Source organism: Pseudomonas sp. SWRI154 (genome assembly GCF_014268645.1).
In the GTDB taxonomy this organism is placed as follows: Bacteria; Pseudomonadota; Gammaproteobacteria; order Pseudomonadales; family Pseudomonadaceae; genus Aquipseudomonas; species Aquipseudomonas marvdashtae.
In genome coordinates this window covers 273980-292817 of record NZ_JABWQW010000001.1, presented here as the reverse complement: position 1 = coordinate 292817, position 18838 = coordinate 273980, and the positions used below count along the sequence as shown (strand labels likewise).

14 protein-coding genes are annotated in these 18838 nt (G+C 59.7%); 2 read left to right on the top strand and 12 right to left on the bottom strand.

Annotation, left to right across the window (positions count from 1 at the left end; all coding sequences use genetic code 11):
- Positions 1 to 5 precede the first annotated feature (5 nt).
- From nuoM to HU806_RS01195, 12 genes are all read right to left on the bottom strand, one after another.
- Positions 6 to 1538, bottom strand: a complete 1533-nt coding sequence (gene nuoM, locus HU806_RS01250) for an NADH-quinone oxidoreductase subunit M (protein WP_186609335.1) — start codon at positions 1536 to 1538, stop codon at positions 6 to 8.
- A gap of 39 nt (positions 1539 to 1577) precedes the next feature.
- Positions 1578 to 3431, bottom strand: coding sequence for an NADH-quinone oxidoreductase subunit L (nuoL, locus tag HU806_RS01245; protein WP_186609333.1), 1854 nt, complete (start codon positions 3429 to 3431; stop codon positions 1578 to 1580).
- Positions 3428 to 3736, bottom strand: coding sequence for an NADH-quinone oxidoreductase subunit NuoK (gene nuoK / locus HU806_RS01240; RefSeq protein ID WP_003180046.1), 309 nt, complete (start codon positions 3734 to 3736; stop codon positions 3428 to 3430). The genes nuoL and nuoK overlap by 4 nt, the downstream gene beginning before the upstream one ends.
- A gap of 4 nt (positions 3737 to 3740) precedes the next feature.
- On the bottom strand, positions 3741 to 4241 hold the full coding sequence (gene nuoJ / locus HU806_RS01235; protein WP_186609331.1) for an NADH-quinone oxidoreductase subunit J: 501 nt from the start codon (positions 4239 to 4241) through the stop codon (positions 3741 to 3743).
- Positions 4242 to 4250: 9 nt separating this feature from the next.
- Positions 4251 to 4799: an NADH-quinone oxidoreductase subunit NuoI gene (gene nuoI, locus HU806_RS01230; protein ID WP_072392816.1), complete on the bottom strand. Its 549-nt coding sequence runs from the start codon at positions 4797 to 4799 to the stop codon at positions 4251 to 4253.
- A gap of 11 nt (positions 4800 to 4810) precedes the next feature.
- Positions 4811 to 5818, bottom strand: coding sequence for an NADH-quinone oxidoreductase subunit NuoH (gene nuoH / locus HU806_RS01225; protein ID WP_186609329.1), 1008 nt, complete (start codon positions 5816 to 5818; stop codon positions 4811 to 4813).
- Positions 5815 to 8529, bottom strand: coding sequence for an NADH-quinone oxidoreductase subunit NuoG (gene nuoG / locus HU806_RS01220; protein ID WP_186609327.1), 2715 nt, complete (start codon positions 8527 to 8529; stop codon positions 5815 to 5817). Before nuoG ends, nuoH begins: the two co-directional genes overlap by 4 nt.
- Before the next feature lie 141 nt (positions 8530 to 8670).
- A complete protein-coding gene (gene nuoF, locus HU806_RS01215) occupies positions 8671 to 10029 on the bottom strand; it encodes an NADH-quinone oxidoreductase subunit NuoF (protein WP_186609325.1) in 1359 nt (452 codons plus the stop codon).
- Entirely contained in the window at positions 10026 to 10523 is a 498-nt protein-coding gene (gene nuoE, locus HU806_RS01210) for an NADH-quinone oxidoreductase subunit NuoE (RefSeq protein ID WP_018609201.1), read from the bottom strand. Before nuoE ends, nuoF begins: the two co-directional genes overlap by 4 nt.
- A 2-nt stretch (positions 10524 to 10525) precedes the next feature.
- A complete protein-coding gene (gene nuoC, locus HU806_RS01205) occupies positions 10526 to 12310 on the bottom strand; it encodes an NADH-quinone oxidoreductase subunit C/D (protein WP_186609324.1) in 1785 nt (594 codons plus the stop codon).
- 72 nt (positions 12311 to 12382) lie between these two features.
- Positions 12383 to 13057 (bottom strand): NuoB/complex I 20 kDa subunit family protein, encoded by a 675-nt coding sequence (locus HU806_RS01200; protein ID WP_186609323.1) that lies wholly within the window; start codon positions 13055 to 13057, stop codon positions 12383 to 12385.
- Positions 13058 to 13067: 10 nt separating this feature from the next.
- The gene (locus HU806_RS01195) at positions 13068 to 13481 is read right to left on the bottom strand and encodes an NADH-quinone oxidoreductase subunit A (protein ID WP_030141323.1); all 414 of its coding nucleotides are present in this window, start codon (positions 13479 to 13481) and stop codon (positions 13068 to 13070) included.
- A gap of 1388 nt (positions 13482 to 14869) precedes the next feature.
- On the opposite strand from HU806_RS01195, the gene HU806_RS01190 reads away from it, so the two are divergent.
- A complete protein-coding gene (locus tag HU806_RS01190) occupies positions 14870 to 16069 on the top strand; it encodes an MFS transporter (protein WP_186609322.1) in 1200 nt (399 codons plus the stop codon).
- Between the two features lie 70 nt (positions 16070 to 16139).
- Positions 16140 to 18719: a leucine--tRNA ligase gene (leuS, locus tag HU806_RS01185; protein WP_186609321.1), complete on the top strand. Its 2580-nt coding sequence runs from the start codon at positions 16140 to 16142 to the stop codon at positions 18717 to 18719.
- The last annotated feature ends 119 nt before the right edge of the window (positions 18720 to 18838 follow it).

The window sequence follows — 18838 nt, the reverse complement described above, 5'->3', positions numbered from 1 at the left end:
CGCTCTTACCGGGCCGAAGCGAGTTGAGAGAAGGCGGTGCCGAGCCACTGCTGCACGCCATGCATCGTGGCGGCGGAAGTGTCGAGGAACGGCTGCGGATAGACGCCGAGGTAAACCAGCAGCACCGCAAGGCCGAGCACCATGATCAGTTCGCGACCGTCCATGCCACGCAGCACTTCGTCCGACTTGGCCGGACCGAAGTAGGCGCGGTGGATCATGATCAACGAGTAGACCGAACCGAACACCAGGCCGGACGTGGCAATCGCGGTGATCCATGGGGCGCTGACGAACGAGCCGATCAGGATCAGGAACTCGCCGACGAAGTTGCCGGTGCCCGGCAGGCCCAGGGAAGCGGCCGCGAAGAACAGGCTGATGGCCGGCAGGTAGGCGATGCGCGACCAGATGCCGCCCATTTCACGCATGTCCCGGGTGTGCAGGCGCTCGTACAACTGACCGCTGAGGATAAACAGCGCCGCCGCCGACAGGCCGTGGGCGAGCATCTGGATCACCGCGCCTTGCAGGGCCAGTTGGCTGCCGGAGTAGATCCCGATCAGCACGAAGCCCATGTGCGAGACGCTGGAGAAGGCGATCAGGCGCTTGATGTCGCTCTGGGCAAACGCCAGGAACGCACCGTAGAAAATCCCGATCAGGCCCAGCGTCATGGCAATCGGCGCGAACTCGGCCGAGGCATTCGGGAACAGCGGCAGGGCGAAACGCAGCAGACCGTAGGCCGCCGTCTTCAACAGAATACCGGCCAGGTCCACGGAACCCGCGGTCGGCGCCTGGGCGTGGGCGTCCGGCAGCCAGGAGTGGAACGGCACCACCGGCAGCTTCACCGCGAAGGCGATGAAGAAGCCCAGCATCAGCACGTACTCGGTGGTGCGCGACATCTGCACTTTCAACAGATCGGCGTAGTTGAAGGTAATCACGCCGGTATTGTTGAAGTTCACCAGCACCAGGCCAAGGATCGCCACCAACATGATCAGGCCGGAAGCCTGGGTGAAGATGAAGAACTTGGTCGCCGCGTAGATCCGGGTTTTCTTGCCGTCCGAAGAACTGTGACCCCAGAGCGCGATGAGGAAGTACATCGGCACCAGCATCATTTCCCAGAAGAAGAAGAACATGAACAGGTCCAGCGCCAGGAACACGCCGACGACACCGCCCAGGATCCACATCAGGTTCAGGTGGAAGAAACCGACGTGGCGCTGAATCTCTTTCCAGGAGCAGAGTACCGAGAGGATACCCAGCAGGCCGGTCAGCAGGATCATCAGCAGCGACAGGCCGTCGAGAGCCAGGTGCACGCTGATGCCGAAACGGTCGATCCAGGCGTGCTTGAACTCAAGCGCCCAGGTCGGATCGGCGCCAGGGGCCGGTGCAAATGAATAGTCGCCGGTCGCCCACAGCCAGAGGCCGAGCGCGAGTTCCAGGGACATGGTCAGCAGCGCAATCCAGCGCGGGAGGGTGGAGCTGGAACGCTCCGCCATCCAGCACAGCAGGCCGCCGATGAAGGGGATCAGGATTAGCCAGGGCAGAATCATGACGGGCTCGTTTCCTTTCGCAAGTTCGCAAGGTTCATATCAGACCGCTACCAGCACGATGGCGCCGATAACCAGCACAGCGCCAGCCGCCATGGAAGCCGCATACCAACGCAGTTGACCGGTCTCGGTACGGCTCAGGGCAGTGTGGCCGCCCTTGGCCATGCGCGGGATCAGGCCAATGGTCTGGTCGAGCGGGTCTTTGCGCAGAATGTGGCTGATCGCAAGGTATGGCTTGACGAACAGTTTGTCGTAGATCCAATCGAAGCCCCAGGCAGCGAACCACCAGGCCGAAAGGAAACGCCCGATGCCGCTGTTGGCGATCGCGGTGACGAAGCGGCGCTTGCCGAGGAACAGCAGGGCAGCCAGCAGGATACCGGCCAGGGCGATGGCGCCCGAGGCGATTTCCAGGCTGTGCTTGGCTTCGCCGCCGGCATGGCCGACGCTTTGCGGCAGCACATCGGCCAGCGGTGGGGTGATCAGGGCGCCGACGAAGGTCGACAGCACGATCAGCACCGACAGCGGCAGCCAATGGGCGACGCCGTGGCCGGCGTGGGCTTCGGTCTTGGCTTCACCGTGGAATGCGATGAAGATCAGGCGGAAGGTGTACAGCGAGGTCATGAACGCACCTACCAGGCCCGCATAGAGCAGACCCTGGTTACCGCTGGCGAACGCTTCCCAGAGGATTTCGTCCTTGGAGTAGAAACCGGCGGTGACCAGTGGCAGGGCCGCCAGGGCCGCGCCGCCAACGATGAAGCTGGCGTAGGCCAACGGCAGTTTTTTCCACAGGCCACCCATCTTGAAGATGTTCTGCTCGTGGTGGCAGGCAACGATCACCGCACCGGAGGCAAGGAACAGCAGGGCCTTGAAGAAGGCGTGGGTCATCAGGTGGAAGATCGCGCCTTCCCAGGCACCGACGCCCAGGGCCAGGAACATGTAGCCGATCTGGCTCATGGTCGAATAGGCGAGGATGCGCTTGATGTCGGTTTGCACCAGGGCGGCAAAACCGGCCAGTACCAGGGTCACGCCACCGACGACGCCGACCAGGTGCAGGATGTCCGGCGCCAGGGCGAACAGGCCATGGGTACGGGCGATCAGGTAGACACCCGCGGTGACCATGGTTGCGGCGTGGATCAATGCCGAAACCGGGGTCGGACCGGCCATCGCGTCCGCCAGCCAGGTCTGCAGCGGCAGTTGCGCGGATTTACCGACGGCGCCGCCCAACAGCATCAGGGTCGCCAGGACGATCCAGAAGTCGCCGGCCTTGAAGTGCTCCGGCGCACGCACCAGCAGTTCCTGGATGTTCAGCGTACCCAGTTGCTGGAACAGGATGAACAGGCCGATGGCCATGAACACGTCACCGATCCGGGTCACGATGAAGGCCTTGAGCGCGGCGTTACCGTTGTTGCGGTTGCTGTAGTAGAAACCGATCAACAGGTACGAGCACAGGCCCACGCCTTCCCAGCCGAAGTACAGGAACAACAGGTTATCGCCGAGCACCAGGAACAGCATGCTGGCGATGAACAGGTTGGTGTAGGCGAAGAAACGCGAATAACCGGCTTCACCACGCATGTACCAGGAAGCGAACAGGTGGATCAGGAAACCCACGCCGACCACCACGCCGAGCATGGTCACCGACAGGCCGTCCAGGTACAGGGCGAAGTTCGGCGTAAAGCCTTCCACCGCCATCCACTGCCACAGCACCTGCACGTACGCGCCACCTTCCGGCGGGGCGACGTTGAATTGCCAGATCACGTAGGCCGTGACGAGCGCTGACAGGCCGATGGAACCCACGCCAACCAGCGCCGAAAGGTTTTCCGACCAGCGTCCACGGGAGAACGACAGCAGCAGGAAACCGACAAGAGGAAATATGAAAGTCAGGAAGAGAAGGTTCATCCGCGCATCTCGCTGGCAGCGTCAATATCGAGAGTGTGGAAGCGGCGATACAGCTGCAACAGGATCGCCAGGCCGATACTGGCCTCGGCGGCTGCCAGGCTGATCACCAGGATGAACATGATCTGTCCATCCGGTTGCGCCCAGCGAGCGCCCGCGACAATGAACGCCAGGGCGGAGGCATTCATCATGACCTCCAGGCTCATCAGCACGAACAGAATGTTGCGGCGGACCATCAGGCCGACCAGACCGAGACAGAACAGGATGCCGGCAACCGCCAGACCATGCTCGAGAGGGATAGCAGGCATGTAATTACTCCTTCGCCTCGTTACGGCCCAAATGGAACGCCGTGACGACTGCGGCAAGCAGCAGCATCGAGGCGAGTTCGACCACCAGCAGGTACGGACCGAACAGGCTGATGCCCACGGCCTTGGCGTCTACGGTGGTGTGGCCGATGGCCTGGCCGCTCTGGTGGGCGAACAGCACATACAGCAGTTCACCCAGCAGCAGGGCGGCGAGAATCACCGGTCCTGCCCAGATGCCGGGCTTGAGCCAGGCGCGTTCCTGCTGGATTGCCGCAGGGCCGAGGTTGAGCATCATCACCACGAACACGAACAGCACCATGATGGCGCCGGCGTAGGCGATCACTTCCAGGGCACCGGCAAACGGTGCACCGAGGGCGAAGAAAGTCATGGCCACGGCGATCAGCGAAATGATCAGGTAGAGCAGGGCGTGCACGGGGTTGGTGTTGGTGACCACACGAAGTGTGGAGACCACCGCGATACCCGATGCGAAATAGAAAGCGAATTCCATCTTTCTTCCTTAAGGCAGCAAGCTCTTCACGTTGATCGGTTCGGCTTCGTTCTGCGCGGCGCCTTTCGGCTTACCGGCAATGGCCATACCTGCAACACGATAGAAGTTGTAATCAGGGTTTTTACCGGGACCGGAAATCAGCAAGTCTTCTTTCTCGTACACCAGGTCCTGACGCTTGAAGTCGGCCATTTCGAAATCCGGCGTGAGCTGGATCGCGGTGGTCGGGCATGCTTCCTCGCACAACCCGCAGAAAATGCAGCGCGAGAAGTTGATACGGAAGAAGTCCGGGTACCAGCGACCGTCTTCGGTCTCGGCTTTCTGCAGCGAGATGCAACCGACCGGGCACGCCACGGCGCACAGGTTGCAGGCCACGCAGCGCTCTTCGCCGTCGGGGTCGCGGGTCAGGACAATGCGCCCGCGATAACGCGGCGCCAGGTAGACCGCTTCTTCCGGGTATTGCAGGGTGTCGCGTTTGCGAAAGCCATGGCCGAAGATCATGACCAGGCTTCGCAGTTGGGTACCGGTACCCTTAACGATGTCGCCAATATATTTGAACATGGGTCAAATCCTCACTGAACCGCGGCCGCGGGCGCGTTCATCAAAACGATCGCAGCGGTCACCAGCATGTTGATCAGGGTCAGCGGCAGGCAGAACTTCCAGCTGAAGTCCATCACCTGGTCGTACCGTGGGCGCGGGATCGAGGCGCGCAGCAGGACGAACAGCATGATGAAGAACGCGGTCTTCAGGGCGAACCAGACGAAGGACAGTTGCGGCAGGATGCCGAACGGACCGTGCCAGCCACCGAAGAACAGCGTCACCAGCAATGCCGAGATCAGGATGATGCCGATGTACTCGCCAACGAAGAACATGCCCCATTTCATGCCGGCATATTCAATGTGGTAACCGTCGGCCAGTTCCTGTTCCGCTTCCGGCTGGTCGAAGGGGTGACGGTGAGTCACGGCCACGCCCGCGATGAAGAAGGTACAGAAGCCGAAGAACTGCGGAATGATGAACCACAGGTTCTGGGCCTGGTACTCGACGATGTCGCGCATGTTGAACGAGCCGGCCTGGATCACGATGCCCATCAGCGACAGGCCCATGAACACTTCATACGACACGGTCTGGGCCGAGGCCCGCAGGCTGCCGAGCAGGGCGAACTTGTTGTTGCTCGACCAACCGGCGAACAACACCGCATACACCGACAGGCCAGCCATGGCGAAGAAGAACAGCAGGCCGATGTTCAGGTCCGCCACGCCCCAGGTCGGAGTGATCGGGATGACCGCGAAAGCGATCAGCAAGGCGCTCATGGCCACGACCGGTGCCAGGGTGAAGATCACCTTGTCGGCAAACGGCGGGGTCCAGTCTTCCTTGAAGAACATCTTGATCATGTCGGCGGCGATCTGGAACATGCCGAACGGGCCGACGCGGTTAGGACCGTAGCGGTCCTGCCACCAGCCCAGCAGGCGACGTTCGACGAAGCTCAGCAACGCGCCGCAGACCACCACGGCCAGCAGGATCACGATGGCCTTGAGGACCGTCAGGATCACCGCGATCACTTCAGGGGTGAACCAGCTCATTGCGCTGCCTCCTGCAGACCGTCGACGGTTTTACCGAAAATCGCCGGTGGAATACCCGCCAGGCCGGCCGGCAGTGCCACCAGGCCGGCGCCCAGTTCTTCATTGATGCGCAGCGGCAGACGCAGGGTCTGGCCGGCCACGTTCAGGCTCAGCAGGGCGCCGTCATTGACGCCCAGGCGATCGGCTTCGGACTTGGCCAACGACACGTAGGCCGCCGGGATGCGCTCCTTGACCGGCTCGGCCTTGGAAGAGTTTTCTTCGCTGCCGAACAGGTGATGGAACGGCACGACCTGCCAGGTGCCCGGTGCCGGGTTGAAGGCGCGCGGCACGCTGGCGAACCAGCCGAGGCCATCGCCCTGGGTTTCGATCAGGCGGGTGCCCGGATCACCAGCGCGCAGGTGACCACCGACTTCGTCCTGGAACTTGTTCCAGGCTTGCGGCGAGTTCCAGCCCGGCGACCAGGCGAACGGCACTTGCGAGCGCGGTTCGGCGGAGCCCGAGTAACCTTCCATGGAGAAGGCGAACGCGGTGTCCTTGTCTTGGGAAGTACGCGGTTCGTGGACGCTGATATTGGCGCGCATCGCGGTGCGGCCGGAGTAGCGCAGCGGTTCGCGGGCCAGTTTCAACCCCTTGATGCGGAACGCGGCGGACGGCGCGGCGTCGACGATGCGGTTCAGCTGCGGGCTGCTCGAGGCAACGGCCGCGGTGACGTGGTCCAGCTGCGTCCAGTCGATCGGCTGGTCCAGCAGGGTGGCGCGCAGGGCGTGCAGCCAGCGCCAGCCTTCGTGGACCAGGATGCTGGCGTCCAGGTAAGTCGGGTCGAACACCTGGAAGAAGCGCTGGGCGCGACCTTCCTGGCTGACCAGCGTACCGTCGCCTTCGGCGAAGCTCGCCGCCGGCAGCACCAGGTCGGCGCGGTCGGTGGTGGCGGTCTTCTGATGGTCGGCGACGATTACAACCTTGGCGGCGTTCAACGCGGCATCGACCTTGGCCTTGTCAGTGCGGGTGAACAAGTCGTTCTCCAGCACGACGATGGCGTCGGCGTTGCCGTCGATCACGGTTTGCAGGGCTGCATCGACCGATTCGCCACCGAGCATGGCCAGGCCGAGGCTGTTGGCTTCCGGCACGATCAGGCTGATGGAACCATTCTTCTCGCGCAATTTCAGCGCCTTGGCGATGTTGGCCGCGGCTTCGATCAGTGCCTTGGAACCCAGGGAGGTGCCGGCGATGATCAGCGGACGCTTGGCGGCCAGCAGGGCGTCGGCGATGCGTTGGGCAAGGGCGGCGGCTTCGCTGTCCAGGCCGTCGACGGCCGGGGCGCTCGCGTCCAGGGCGTGGGCCACGGCAAAACCGATGCGCGCCAGGTCGTCCGGAGCGGCGTGGACACATTCTTCGGCCACGTCGTCGAGCTTGGTTTCAGCGAGGCTGGCGATGAACAACGGGTTCAGCGCGTCCTGGCCGATGTTCTTCACGGCGGCGTCGAGCCACGGCTGCACGCGCATCGCGTCGGCCATGTCCTCGGCCTTGCCCTTGGCCGACTGGCGCAGGGACAGGGCCATGCGGGCGGCGGTCTGGGTCAGGTCTTCGCCAAGGACGAACACCGCGTCGTGGTCTTCGATGTCGCGCATCGTCGGCACGGGCAGCGGGCTGTCCTTGAGCACTTGCAGCACCAGGCGAATACGTTCCAGCTCGCCGGCTTCGATGCCGCTGTAGAAGTGCTCGGCGCCAACCAGCTCACGCAGGGCGTAGTTGCTTTCCAGGCTGGCGCGAGGCGAGCCGATGCCGACGATGTTGCGTCCGCGCAGCAGCTCGGCGGCCTTGTCCAGGGCTTCGTCCAGGCTCAGCTTGGCGCCGTTTGCCAGCAGAGGCTGGCGCGGGCGGTCCTTGCGGTTGACGTAGCCATAGCCGAAACGGCCACGGTCGCACAGGAAGTACTGGTTCACCGAACCGTTGAAGCGGTTTTCGATGCGACGCAGTTCACCGTAGCGCTCGCCCGGGGAAATGTTGCAACCGCTGGAGCAGCCGTGGCAGATGCTCGGCGAGAACTGCATGTCCCACTTGCGGTTGTAGCGCTCGGAGTGGGTCTTGTCGGTGAACACACCGGTCGGGCAGACCTCGGTGAGGTTGCCGGAGAACTCGCTTTCCAGGGTGCCCTCTTCAACTCGACCGAAGTACACGTTGTCGTGGGCGCCGAACACACCGAGGTCGGTGCCGCCGGCGTAGTCCTTGTAGAAACGCACGCAACGGTAGCAGGCGATGCAGCGGTTCATTTCGTGGGAAATGAACGGGCCGAGGTCCTGGTTCTGGTGGGTGCGCTTGGTGAAGCGATAACGGCGCTCGTTGTGGCCGGTCATCACGGTCATGTCTTGCAGGTGGCAATGGCCGCCTTCTTCACAGACCGGGCAGTCGTGAGGGTGGTTGGTCATCAGCCATTCGACGACGCTGGCGCGAAACACTTTCGCTTCTTCGTCGTCGATGGAGATCCAGCTGCCGTCGGTGGCGGGGGTCATGCAGGACATGACGATCCGACCACGCTTGTCGTTTTCGTCGGTGTACTGCTTGACCGCGCACTGGCGACAAGCGCCAACGCTGCCAAGGGCGGGGTGCCAGCAGAAATAAGGAATGTCGAGGCCCAGCGACAGACACGCCTGTAACAGGTTGTCTGCGCCATCGACTTCGAGCTCTTTGCCGTCTACGTGGATAGTGGCCATGGTTCAAAGTTCTTCGTTGGCCCGGTGTCAGCGGGCGTGGCTAATGGAATCTTGTTATTCGTCCGAATCCAAACAGCCTGGGTAAAAGGCGTCATCGGACGAAAGGCGCAGGGCACGGACCCTGCGCCTTTTAAAGCGTCGTTACGCGCCGGCCAGGGTCGGCGTGACCACCTGATTGAGGTCGCCCGCGCGGGTGGGCGCGATGCCGGCCTCGAATTCAGGGCGGAAGTATTTGATTGCGCTGCCCAACGGCTCCACGGCTCCCGGTGCGTGAGCACAGAAGGTCTTGCCTGGGCCGAGGAAACCCACCAGGCCCAGCAAGGTCTCGATGTCGCCGGGCTGGCCTTCGCCGTTCTCGATGGCCATCAGCAGCTTGACGCTCCAGGGCAGGCCGTCGCGGCAAGGCGTACAGAAACCGCAGGATTCACGGGAGAAAAACTGCTCCATGTTGCGCAGCAGCGAGACCATGTTGACGCTGTCGTCCACCGCCATGGCCAGGCCGGTACCCATCCGGGTGCCGACCTTGGCGATGCCGCCGGCGTACATTTGGGCGTCAAGGTGTTCCGGCAACAGGAAACCGGTGCCGGCGCCGCCGGGCTGCCAGCACTTGAGCGTGTAGCCGTCGCGCATGCCGCCGGCGTAGTCCTCGAACAACTCGCGACCGGTAACGCCGAATGGCAATTCCCATAGGCCAGGGTTCTTGACCTTGCCGGAGAAGCCCATGAGCTTGGTGCCCATGTCTTCACTGCCGTCGCGGGCCAGGGATTTGTACCAGTCCACGCCGTCGGCGATGATCGCCGGCACGTTGCACAGGGTCTCGACGTTGTTCACGCAGGTCGGCTTGCCCCACACGCCGACGGCGGCAGGGAACGGCGGCTTGGAGCGTGGATTGGCGCGGCGGCCTTCCAGGGAGTTGATCAGCGCGGTTTCTTCACCGCAGATGTAGCGCCCGGCACCGGTGTGGACGAACAGTTCGAAATCGAAGCCCGAGCCCAGGATGTTCTTGCCCAGCAGGCCCGCGGCCTTGGCTTCTTCCACCGCACGGTTCAGGTGTTTGGCGGCGGTGGTGTACTCGCCGCGCAGGAAGATGTAGCCACGGTAGGTCTTCAGCGCACGGGCGCTGATCAGCATGCCTTCGATCAGCAGATGGGGCAGTTGCTCCATCAGCATGCGGTCTTTCCAGGTGTTGGGTTCCATTTCATCCGCGTTGCACAGCAGGTAACGGATGTTGATGGATTCGTCCTTGGGCATCAGGCCCCACTTCACCCCGGTGGGGAAGCCCGCGCCGCCACGGCCCTTGAGGCCGGCGTCCTTGACGGTCTGGACGATGTCGTCGGCGGCCATGTCGGCGAACGCCTTGCGCGCGGCGGCATAGCCGTTCTTGGCCTGGTATTCGTCCAGCCACACCGCTTCGCCGTCGTCACGCAGACGCCAGGTCAGGGGATGGGTTTCGGCCGAACGCTGGATGCGGTTGGCGGGCCCGAAGGAAGTCAGGGTCATACGTAGCCCTCCAGCAGTTTGGCGACGCCGTCAGGCTGGACGTCACCGAAGGTGTCGTCATCGATCATCAGCGCCGGTGCCTTGTCGCAGTTGCCCAGGCAGCACACCGGCAGCAGCGTGAAGCGGCCGTCGGCGGTGGTCTGGCCCAGGCCGATGCCCAGCTTGCCCTGGATTTCGCTGACCACCGATTCGTGGCCGCCGATGTAGCAGACCATGCTGTCGCAGACGCGAATGATGTGCCGGCCTACTGGCTGGCGGAAAATCTGGCTATAGAAAGTGGCCACGCCTTCGACGTCGCTGGCCGGGATGCCGAGGATCTCGCCGATGGCGTAGAGCGCGCCATCAGGCACCCAGCCACGTTCCTTCTGGACGATCTTCAGGGCTTCGATCGACGCCGCGCGCGGGTCTTCGTAGTGATGCAGCTCGTGCTCGATGGCCGAGCGCTCGGTTTCGCTCAGGGCGAAACGGTCAGTCTGGATAAGCGTGCTGTTCATGCTTAGCGGTCCACGTCGGCCATAACGAAATCGATACTACCCAGGTACGCAATCATGTCCGCGACCATGCTGCCTTTGATCACCGAAGGGATCTGCTGCAGGTGTGGGAAGCTTGGGGTGCGAATCCGGGTGCGGTAGCTCATGGTGCCGCCATCGCTCGTCAGGTAATAACTGTTGATGCCCTTGGTCGCTTCGATCATCTGGAAGGATTCGTTGGCCGGCATGACCGGGCCCCACGAAACCTGCAGGAAGTGCGTGATCAGGGTCTCGATGTGTTGCAGCGTGCGCTCTTTGGGCGGCGGCGTGGTCAGCGGGTGATCCGCCTTGTACGGGCCTTCCGGCATGTTGCGCATGCACTGCTCGATGATCTTGACGCTCTGGCGCATCTCCTCGACGCGAACCAGGCAGCGGTCGTAGGCATCGCCGCTGGACGCCAGCGGTACTTCGAATTCGAAGTTCTCGTAGCCGGAGTACGGACGCGCCTTGCGCAGGTCGAAGTCCAGGCCGGTGGCGCGCAGGCTCGGGCCGGTGACGCCCCATTCCAGTGCTTCCTTGGTGTTGTACGCGGCGACGCCGACGGTACGACCCTTGAGGATACTGTTCTGCAAGGCAGCCTTGGTGTATTCGTCCAGGCGCTTGGGCATCCACTCGACGAAGTCCTTGACCAGCTTTTCCCAGCCACGCGGCAGGTCGTGGGCAACACCACCGATGCGGTACCAGGCCGGGTGCAGGCGGAAACCGGTAATGGCTTCGATCACGGTGTAGGCTTTCTGGCGGTCGGTGAAGGTGAAGAACACCGGCGTCATGGCGCCCACGTCCTGGATGTAGGTCCCCAGGAACAGCAGGTGGCTGGTGATGCGGAAGAACTCGGCCATCATGATGCGAATCACGTTGACCCGGTCCGGCACCGTGATGCCCGCCAGTTTTTCCACCGACAGGACGTACGGCAGGTTGTTCATCACGCCGCCGAGGTAGTCGATGCGGTCGGTGTACGGAATATAGCTGTGCCAGGACTGGCGCTCGCCCATCTTCTCGGCGCCACGGTGGTGGTAGCCGATGTCCGGGACGCAATCGACGATCTCTTCGCCGTCCAGTTGCAGGATGATACGGAATGCACCGTGGGCCGAAGGGTGGTTCGGGCCCAGGTTGAGGAACATGTAGTCCTCGTTGGCGCCGGAACGTTTCATGCCCCAGTCTTCAGGCTTGAAGCGCGCGGATTCTTCCTCGAGCTGCTGCTTGGCCAGGGTCAGGCTGTACGGGTCGAACTCGGTGGCCCGGGCCGGGAAGTCCTTGCGCAACGGGTGACCTTCCCAGGTCGGCGGCATCATGATGCGGGTCAGGTGCGGGTGGCCCAGGAAGTCGATGCCGAACATGTCCCAGACTTCGCGCTCATACCAGTTGGCGTTCGGCCAGATGCCGGTCACGGTCGGTACGCTGAGGTCGCTCTCGGACAAGGCGACTTTGATCATCACGTCACTATTACGCTCCACCGACAGCAGGTGGTAGAACACGGTGAAGTCGACGCCGCCCGGCAACCCTTGGCGCTTGGTGCGCAGGCGCTCGTCCACGCCGTGCAGGTCATAGAGCATGACGTACGGCTTGGGCAGGTTACGCAGGAATGTCAGGACTTCGATGAGTTTGGCGCGGGCAACCCAAAGCACCGGCATGCCGGTGCGGGTGGCCTGGGCGGTGAACGCCTCGGCGCCAAAGCGGTTGTTCAGTTCGACGACCACATCCTGGTCGTCTGCCTTGTAAGGCGGGATGTACAGAGCACTGCCTGTAGTCATGGTTATTTATCGCTTTCGGTCAACGTAAAGAATGAAGCCAGGTTCTCGTTTCTTCTACAGAACAGAGCTGGATCAGACTTCGTCGGGGCTGCGCAGGTTGGTGACTGCGATTCGCTGTTCGCGGCGCTGTTCCTTTTGCGACGGCATGTCGGCGCGGTAGACGCCTTGATCACCGACGACCCAGGACAGTGGGCGACGCTCCTGGCCGATGGATTCCTGCAGCAGCATCAAGCCTTGCAGGAACGCTTCGGGGCGGGGCGGGCAGCCGGGCACATAGACATCCACCGGGAGGAATTTATCGACTCCCTGGACCACGGAATAAATGTCGTACATGCCGCCGGAGTTGGCACAGGCGCCCATGGAAATGACCCACTTGGGTTCCAGCATCTGCTCGTACAGGCGTTGGATGATGGGGGCCATTTTCAAGAACGGCGTACCGGCGATAACCATGAAATCCGCCTGGCGCGGCGATGCCCGGATCACCTCGGCGCCAAAGCGCGCGATGTCGTGGGGCGCCGTGAAGGCGGTGGTCATTTCCACGTAGCAGCACGAAAGGCCGAAGTTGTACGGCCACAGGGAGTTCTTGCGACCCCAGTTGACCGTGCTGTTCAGCACGTCTTCGAGCTTGCCCATGAAGATGTTCTTGTGGACTTGATCTTCTAACGGATCGGAAACGGTTTCCCGCTTGCCGATCGGATACTGCTCGTTAGGAGCATCGGGGTCGATCCTGGTGAGATTGTATTGCATTGCCAAAGCCTCATTGTTTCAGCTTCGCCTGCCGCTTGCGCCGAGCTTCCGGAGCCCAATCAAGAGCCCCCACCCGGTAAAGGTAGACAAGACCTGCCAACAGAATTGCTATGAAAACGAGAGCTTCGACGAATCCGGTCCAGCCGCTTTCGCGGACGGACACAGACCATGCAAAGAGAAAAAGGGCTTCGATATCGAAGATCACGAACAGCATCGCGACCAGATAGAATTTGGCTGAGAGCCGCAAGCGGGCGCCACCGGTAGGCAGCATGCCGGACTCGAACGGTTCATTCTTGCTGCGGCCCCAGGCTTTTGACCCGAGCAGGCTCGACACGCCGAGCATGAAGGCACACAGGCCGACGACGCCCAGAAGGAAAATGGCAAAGCCCCAGTTGTGGGCCATGAGTCCTGTCGCTTCGGGCATGCTGGAAATCCTTAACAGAGAGCAAAGGTCTCTGAGCTTGAAAAGAAATAACGCAGTGACGATATGTCGCAGCAATCAATCGCGGTGATTTTATGGCTAAACACCGGGCAAGTAAAATTCCAATGGCGAAATTATTTATTGGAATAAGGACATAGCGCGCCTCCGTGACCTCGCAGCCCCGGCCCAGTGGGGATTGGCTGTTAAATTCTCGATAGAATTTCTTATCGGATGTAACAATGATGATGATTCTCAAATGATAATTGTTATTGTTTGTGGTGGTATTCCTGTCGGATCTTGATGTTGTAACTGAGAACCTGCTTTGTCTCGTCGCAACTACTGCTGTCGGCGGCGGCCGTTTTACTCCTTTTCAGACTGCCCGATACTGCGTTCGATCAATTTTTTGTCGGAGCGCATCGACGAAATGTGGTGTGGCGCTCTGGCTGCCGGCTCCGTAGCAGGGCCGCTCCTGTGGGAGTCAAGCTCGCTTGCGATGTCACAGATGCGGTCCCGAGGCAGACAGCATTGTCGTTCGACGCAGGTGAGTCAGGCTCCCACAGGTGCGGACTTGCTTCTATAGCGTAGGTTGCTTCAGCGAAACCGCATGGAGAAACGAGGTGGCTTTCTTTGGCTGGCTCTGCAGTGCCTTATTTGTGCTTGTCCCCCGGGTGACCCATGTCTCCGGCTGGCTATGGCAACCATAGCTCAGCCACAAAGCCGCAGGACCTTTGAATCGTAAAGACTCGGCGCATGGCATGGAGTCATCCCGTTTCTGGTGCTTCCCGTCATTCGGTTGAGATCAGTGCTTGGCGCCGGGCCATTCAAGGCAAGGTCGGTAGCACTTGCGGTGTCTTCAACTTGGCCCGAGTGCAGATTAGATAAATCAAAAATAAAAGTGCGGTTTCGATGCTGCGGTTATGGCTTTCTATAAACATTGAGTGCGGAATAATACGTTGGTGGTAATTGTAAGTAATTTCCTACGGAGCGTTGCGTTTTGTATGCCGGAGTGTTCCTAGGCTGTACGTTTTACGGGATTTTTGGGTTGATTGTTGGCGGAGGGGTGGGCGAGGCTAATGCTCGAACGTATAAAGTATTTTTATCTGGCTTTCCATTTCAAAATGTGTTGTTTTCGACAGCGAAACAAATTTTTTGCTGCTGGAAGATCAGCGTGACGGTCGTCTCGCGAAGGCTTTCGCCAAGGCAAATATTCGCATATGCGATTGCTCAAAATATCCTCACAGTTTCGGATTGCTTGAAAACATTTTGCGCGTGGTCGTTCCGGCGCCTTCTGATCTCCAGGCATTTAAAATGGCGATAATGCAGGGAGTCGGTGATCAGGAACGCAGGATTGATGGAAAGGAAACCCTTCGGTAGTGAGATCTTTGGTAATAATGACCAATTTGAACAGCAACATGCGCAATGTGGTGGTGCTTCGATTGCTGTTCGTCATGGCGAATGCTTTGGGCCCTTTTGCGGCGTTATTTTTACAGCGTCATTACCATTTCGATAGTTCCGAGGTCGCGGTGGTAATAACACTGATGTCGGTATTTTTTCTTGTCGGAAACTTGTTTGGAGGCGTATTGGTCAAGCATTATTCGTTCAGAATATTGTTGGCAAGTTCATCTTTTTGTTCGTTTGTATGCTTGCTGGGCGCGATGTTGCTTGGGGCGCCGGTTGCATCCGTTGCAACGGTTTTGCTGTTCATGTTCTTTGCAGGGCTGGTTACCCCCGTGTTCAGTCTGTTGACCTCTTTGGCGGCTAACGATAGCAACCGCATCGTTTTTTTTGGGTATCTGCATCTTGCCAGCAATCTGGGGGGAGCCCTGCTATTTGTCATTGGCGGATACTTGCTGGGGCTGGGCAGCGTTTACCTCATTGTTTTTGCTACGCTTGTGAGTCTGTTATGTCTTGCCTCAAGTGTCGCTCTTCGGCTTCCGACAAATCACCATAGCGCTAATGCAACAGTGGAATCCTCGAAGGGGTTGATAGTTAACCTGCCGAGGATTGTGGTACTGGCAGGGGCCATGTTTTTTGCGCTGGCGGTACTGGATGCGCAGCGTGAGTACCACTTGCCTTTATGGCTTACGGAGCTAACGGCAGGTGAGGCAGCGAGCCTGTTCGGTGCGGTAGGTATCGTCAACGCGTTGCTGGTGATATTGCTGACGCAGCCATTAATCGCATTAACATCGCGTTTAGGGCCACTCACAAATTTCGCGCTTGCTGCGATTTTTTACAGTATTGGCTTTGGCGCCTATGCCATCTTCGAACATACGGTCCTGATTCTTTTGTTTGTATTTTTTTGGACACTGGGCGAAATTCTGAGTGTGACCTATATCACTGCCCTCATTTCACAGAAGGTTTCTTTGACTTCCCAAGCTGCGCTTTTTTCGTTTGTGCCGGTTGTGCTGGCTGGCGCGCGAATAGTATCTGTCGGGCTTGGGGCCTCGCTGATTGCGGGTGTTGGTTTTAAATTGAGTTGGGCGTTTTATGGCGGACTGGGTATCGTATTAGGAGCAATCTTTTTTTGGATTGGCGCTCGATCAAAGAAATTATCGCGACGTAGCGGGGCAGAAGCTAAAGGTACAGTCTGAAATACGCTTCCAAATCCTTAGAAGAAAACGGGCCATTTCGAACGTTAAGATTGAAAATTGAGGACTATCTATGCGATCAGAATACGATGCGGCCTGGGTTGAACGCGCTGCGCAAGCCTGTTGGCGTAATACCGATACATTTAAGACCGTCGAAGACGATCATCGACCGAAGTTCTATGCCTGCTCCATGTTGCCTTATCCATCGGGAAAGCTGCACATGGGGCATGTACGCAACTATACGATCAACGACATGTTGGCGCGTCATTTGCGGATGAAAGGTTTCAATGTGTTGATGCCGATGGGTTGGGATGCCTTTGGATTGCCGGCGGAAAACGCGGCGATGAAGTCCGGCGTTTCACCCGCGCAGTGGACACAACTGAACATTGCCGACATGAGGTCGCAAATGCAGCCGCTGGGATTTGCCTTCGATTGGTCGCGGGAGGTCTCCACTTGTGATCCGCAGTATTACAAGTGGAGCCAGTGGTTTTTCCTCCAGTTGCTGGAAAAAGGTGTTGTCTATAAACAAACCCAAACCGTGAATTGGGACCCGGTCGATCGAACGGTTCTGGCCAACGAACAGGTGATCGACGGTCGGGGATGGCGTTCGGGGGCAGTCGTTGAAAAGCGCGAGATCCCTGGGTATTACCTACGCATTACTCAGTATGCCGAGGAGTTGCTCGGCGCGATCGACACATTGGATGGCTGGCCGGACAGGGTGCGCGCCATGCAGCGCAACTGGATCGGCAAGACGACGGGTGTGCGCCTGGCATTTTCCCACCAGATACGAGACGTTGCCGGGCGACTGATCGAAGGAGGTGAGTTGTGGGTGTTCACGACGCGAGTCGACACGCTGATGGGGGTGACGTTCTGCGCCATCTCCCCTGAGCATGTCCTAGCTAAGCGAGCCCTGGAGCTCAACCCCGATCTTGAACCATTGATGACGGCGTGTCGGAACAAGGATTTTGACGAGGCGCTTGGCAAATTGGGTGTCCCTTGCGGTTTCAAGGTTGAGCATCCGTTGAGCGGGGAGCCTATCGAGTTATGGATAACCAACTATGTACTCGATGAATATGGTGAGGGTGCGCTGATGGGGGTGCCCGCCCACGATGAGCGTGATTTCGAATTCGCTCGGCAATATGATTTGCCCGTTCGCCAAGTCATCGCCCATGAAGGCGATGTTTACGATCCGCGTAACTGGTCCGATAGCTACGCTCGTTGTGAGGGCCGCGTGGTGAATTCAGGCATATACGATGGGCTATCCGTCGCTCAGGCGGCCCGGGCCATAACCACTGCATTGGTGGAATGTGGGAAAGGTGAGCAACGGACTACTTGGCGCCTGCGCGATTGGGGAATCTCTCGACAGCGGTATTGGGGGACCCCCATTCCGATCATCCACTGCAAGCTATGTGGTGACGTTCCGGTGCCTTATTCGGACTTGCCGGTCGTACTTCCTGATGATTGCATCCCGGACGGCAGTGGGAACCCGCTACTTACCCATGACGGGTTTCGCCACGTAGCCTGTCCGTCTTGCTTGGCTCCTGCACTGCGTGAAACCGACACCATGGATACCTTCGTCGATTCAAGTTGGTATTTCATGCGCTATTGCGATCCAGACAATCACGCGTCCATGGTCGGGCCTGGCAGTCGCTATTGGATGCCGATCGATCAGTACATCGGCGGCATCGAACATGCTGTGCTGCACCTGCTCTATGCCCGGTTCTGGACCCGGGCGATGCGTGACGAAGGCTTGGTCGACTTCAGTGAGCCGTTCAAGAGTCTCTTCACCCAAGGAATGCTGCTCCGCGAAAGTTACTCCCGGAAAAAGGCCGACGGCAGCCGCCAATGGTTCTACCCCGCGCAAGTCGCTGTCGAATATGACCACAAGGGCCGCCCGATCAAGGCGATATCGCTGGAGGATGGTTTGCCAGTCGATATAGGCGGTGCGGAAAAAATGTCCAAATCCAAGAACAATGTTGTCGAGCCAAAGGAGATTATCGCCAAGTTCGGGGCCGACACTGCTCGACTGTTCACGATTTTTGCCGGTCCGCCTGACCAGGACACGGTATGGAGTGACAGCGGCGTGGAGGGCGCCTATCGTTTTTTGAGCCGGCTCTGGCGCTTCGCCCACGATTGCGGAGCTCGGTTTGACGCGAGCGATCAGCTTGGGGAGTCTGCCGAGTCGAAACGTGTGCGGCATGAGGTTCATTGTCTGTTGCAGCAGATCAACAGGGACTTCGAGCGGCTGCAATACAACACCGTTGTCTCGGGCGCGATGAAAATCCTCAAGGTGCTCGAGGGTGCCAAGACCGCGAATCCGACAATTGTTCGTGAGGGTATGGCTATCCTATTGCAGGTTTTGTATCCGGTAACACCGCACGTTTCTCACGTTTTGTGGGGGGAGTTGGGTTATGCGGGCGTTATCCATGACAGTTCATGGCCAATGCCGGACGGGGACGCGCTGACGCAGGACGAAGTAAAGATGATCGTGCAAGTCAACGGAAAGGTGCGCGGCGAGATCATGATCGAATCCGATGCCGACCATGAGGCGATACGGCTACGGGTATCGTCCGATGCGCTATTACACAAGCGTCTGGAGGGGGCTGTCAGGATGGTTGTGGTGCCGAACCGCCTGGTGAATTTTATAGTCTGAGGTCCTGCAAGCTGTCAGTGCAGGAAAAGGCGGATATCGGAATTGCGGGTTCCGCAATTTCCCAAACAATAGAAAAAAAGCCCCGAACCAGTCGGGGCTTCAAATCATCGGCTTTGCGG

Excerpts from the sequence above, each read along its gene's own strand:
- nuoH (WP_186609329.1), bottom strand. The coding sequence starts at position 5,818 with ATGAGCTGGTTCACCCCTGAAGTGATCGCGGTGATCCTGACGGTCCTC.
- HU806_RS01200 (WP_186609323.1), bottom strand. The coding sequence starts at position 13,057 with ATGCAATACAATCTCACCAGGATCGACCCCGATGCTCCTAACGAGCAG.
- nuoI (WP_072392816.1), bottom strand. The coding sequence starts at position 4,799 with ATGTTCAAATATATTGGCGACATCGTTAAGGGTACCGGTACCCAACTG.
- HU806_RS01190 (WP_186609322.1), top strand. The coding sequence starts at position 14,870 with ATGACCAATTTGAACAGCAACATGCGCAATGTGGTGGTGCTTCGATTG.
- nuoE (WP_018609201.1), bottom strand. The coding sequence starts at position 10,523 with ATGAACAGCACGCTTATCCAGACTGACCGTTTCGCCCTGAGCGAAACC.
- nuoJ (WP_186609331.1), bottom strand. The coding sequence starts at position 4,241 with ATGGAATTCGCTTTCTATTTCGCATCGGGTATCGCGGTGGTCTCCACA.
- nuoG (WP_186609327.1), bottom strand. The coding sequence starts at position 8,529 with ATGGCCACTATCCACGTAGACGGCAAAGAGCTCGAAGTCGATGGCGCA.
- nuoK (WP_003180046.1), bottom strand. The coding sequence starts at position 3,736 with ATGCCTGCTATCCCTCTCGAGCATGGTCTGGCGGTTGCCGGCATCCTG.
- nuoL (WP_186609333.1), bottom strand. The coding sequence starts at position 3,431 with ATGAACCTTCTCTTCCTGACTTTCATATTTCCTCTTGTCGGTTTCCTG.
- nuoC (WP_186609324.1), bottom strand. The coding sequence starts at position 12,310 with ATGACTACAGGCAGTGCTCTGTACATCCCGCCTTACAAGGCAGACGAC.
- leuS (WP_186609321.1), top strand. The coding sequence starts at position 16,140 with ATGCGATCAGAATACGATGCGGCCTGGGTTGAACGCGCTGCGCAAGCC.
- HU806_RS01195 (WP_030141323.1), bottom strand. The coding sequence starts at position 13,481 with ATGCCCGAAGCGACAGGACTCATGGCCCACAACTGGGGCTTTGCCATT.
- nuoF (WP_186609325.1), bottom strand. The coding sequence starts at position 10,029 with ATGACCCTGACTTCCTTCGGGCCCGCCAACCGCATCCAGCGTTCGGCC.
- nuoM (WP_186609335.1), bottom strand. The coding sequence starts at position 1,538 with ATGATTCTGCCCTGGCTAATCCTGATCCCCTTCATCGGCGGCCTGCTG.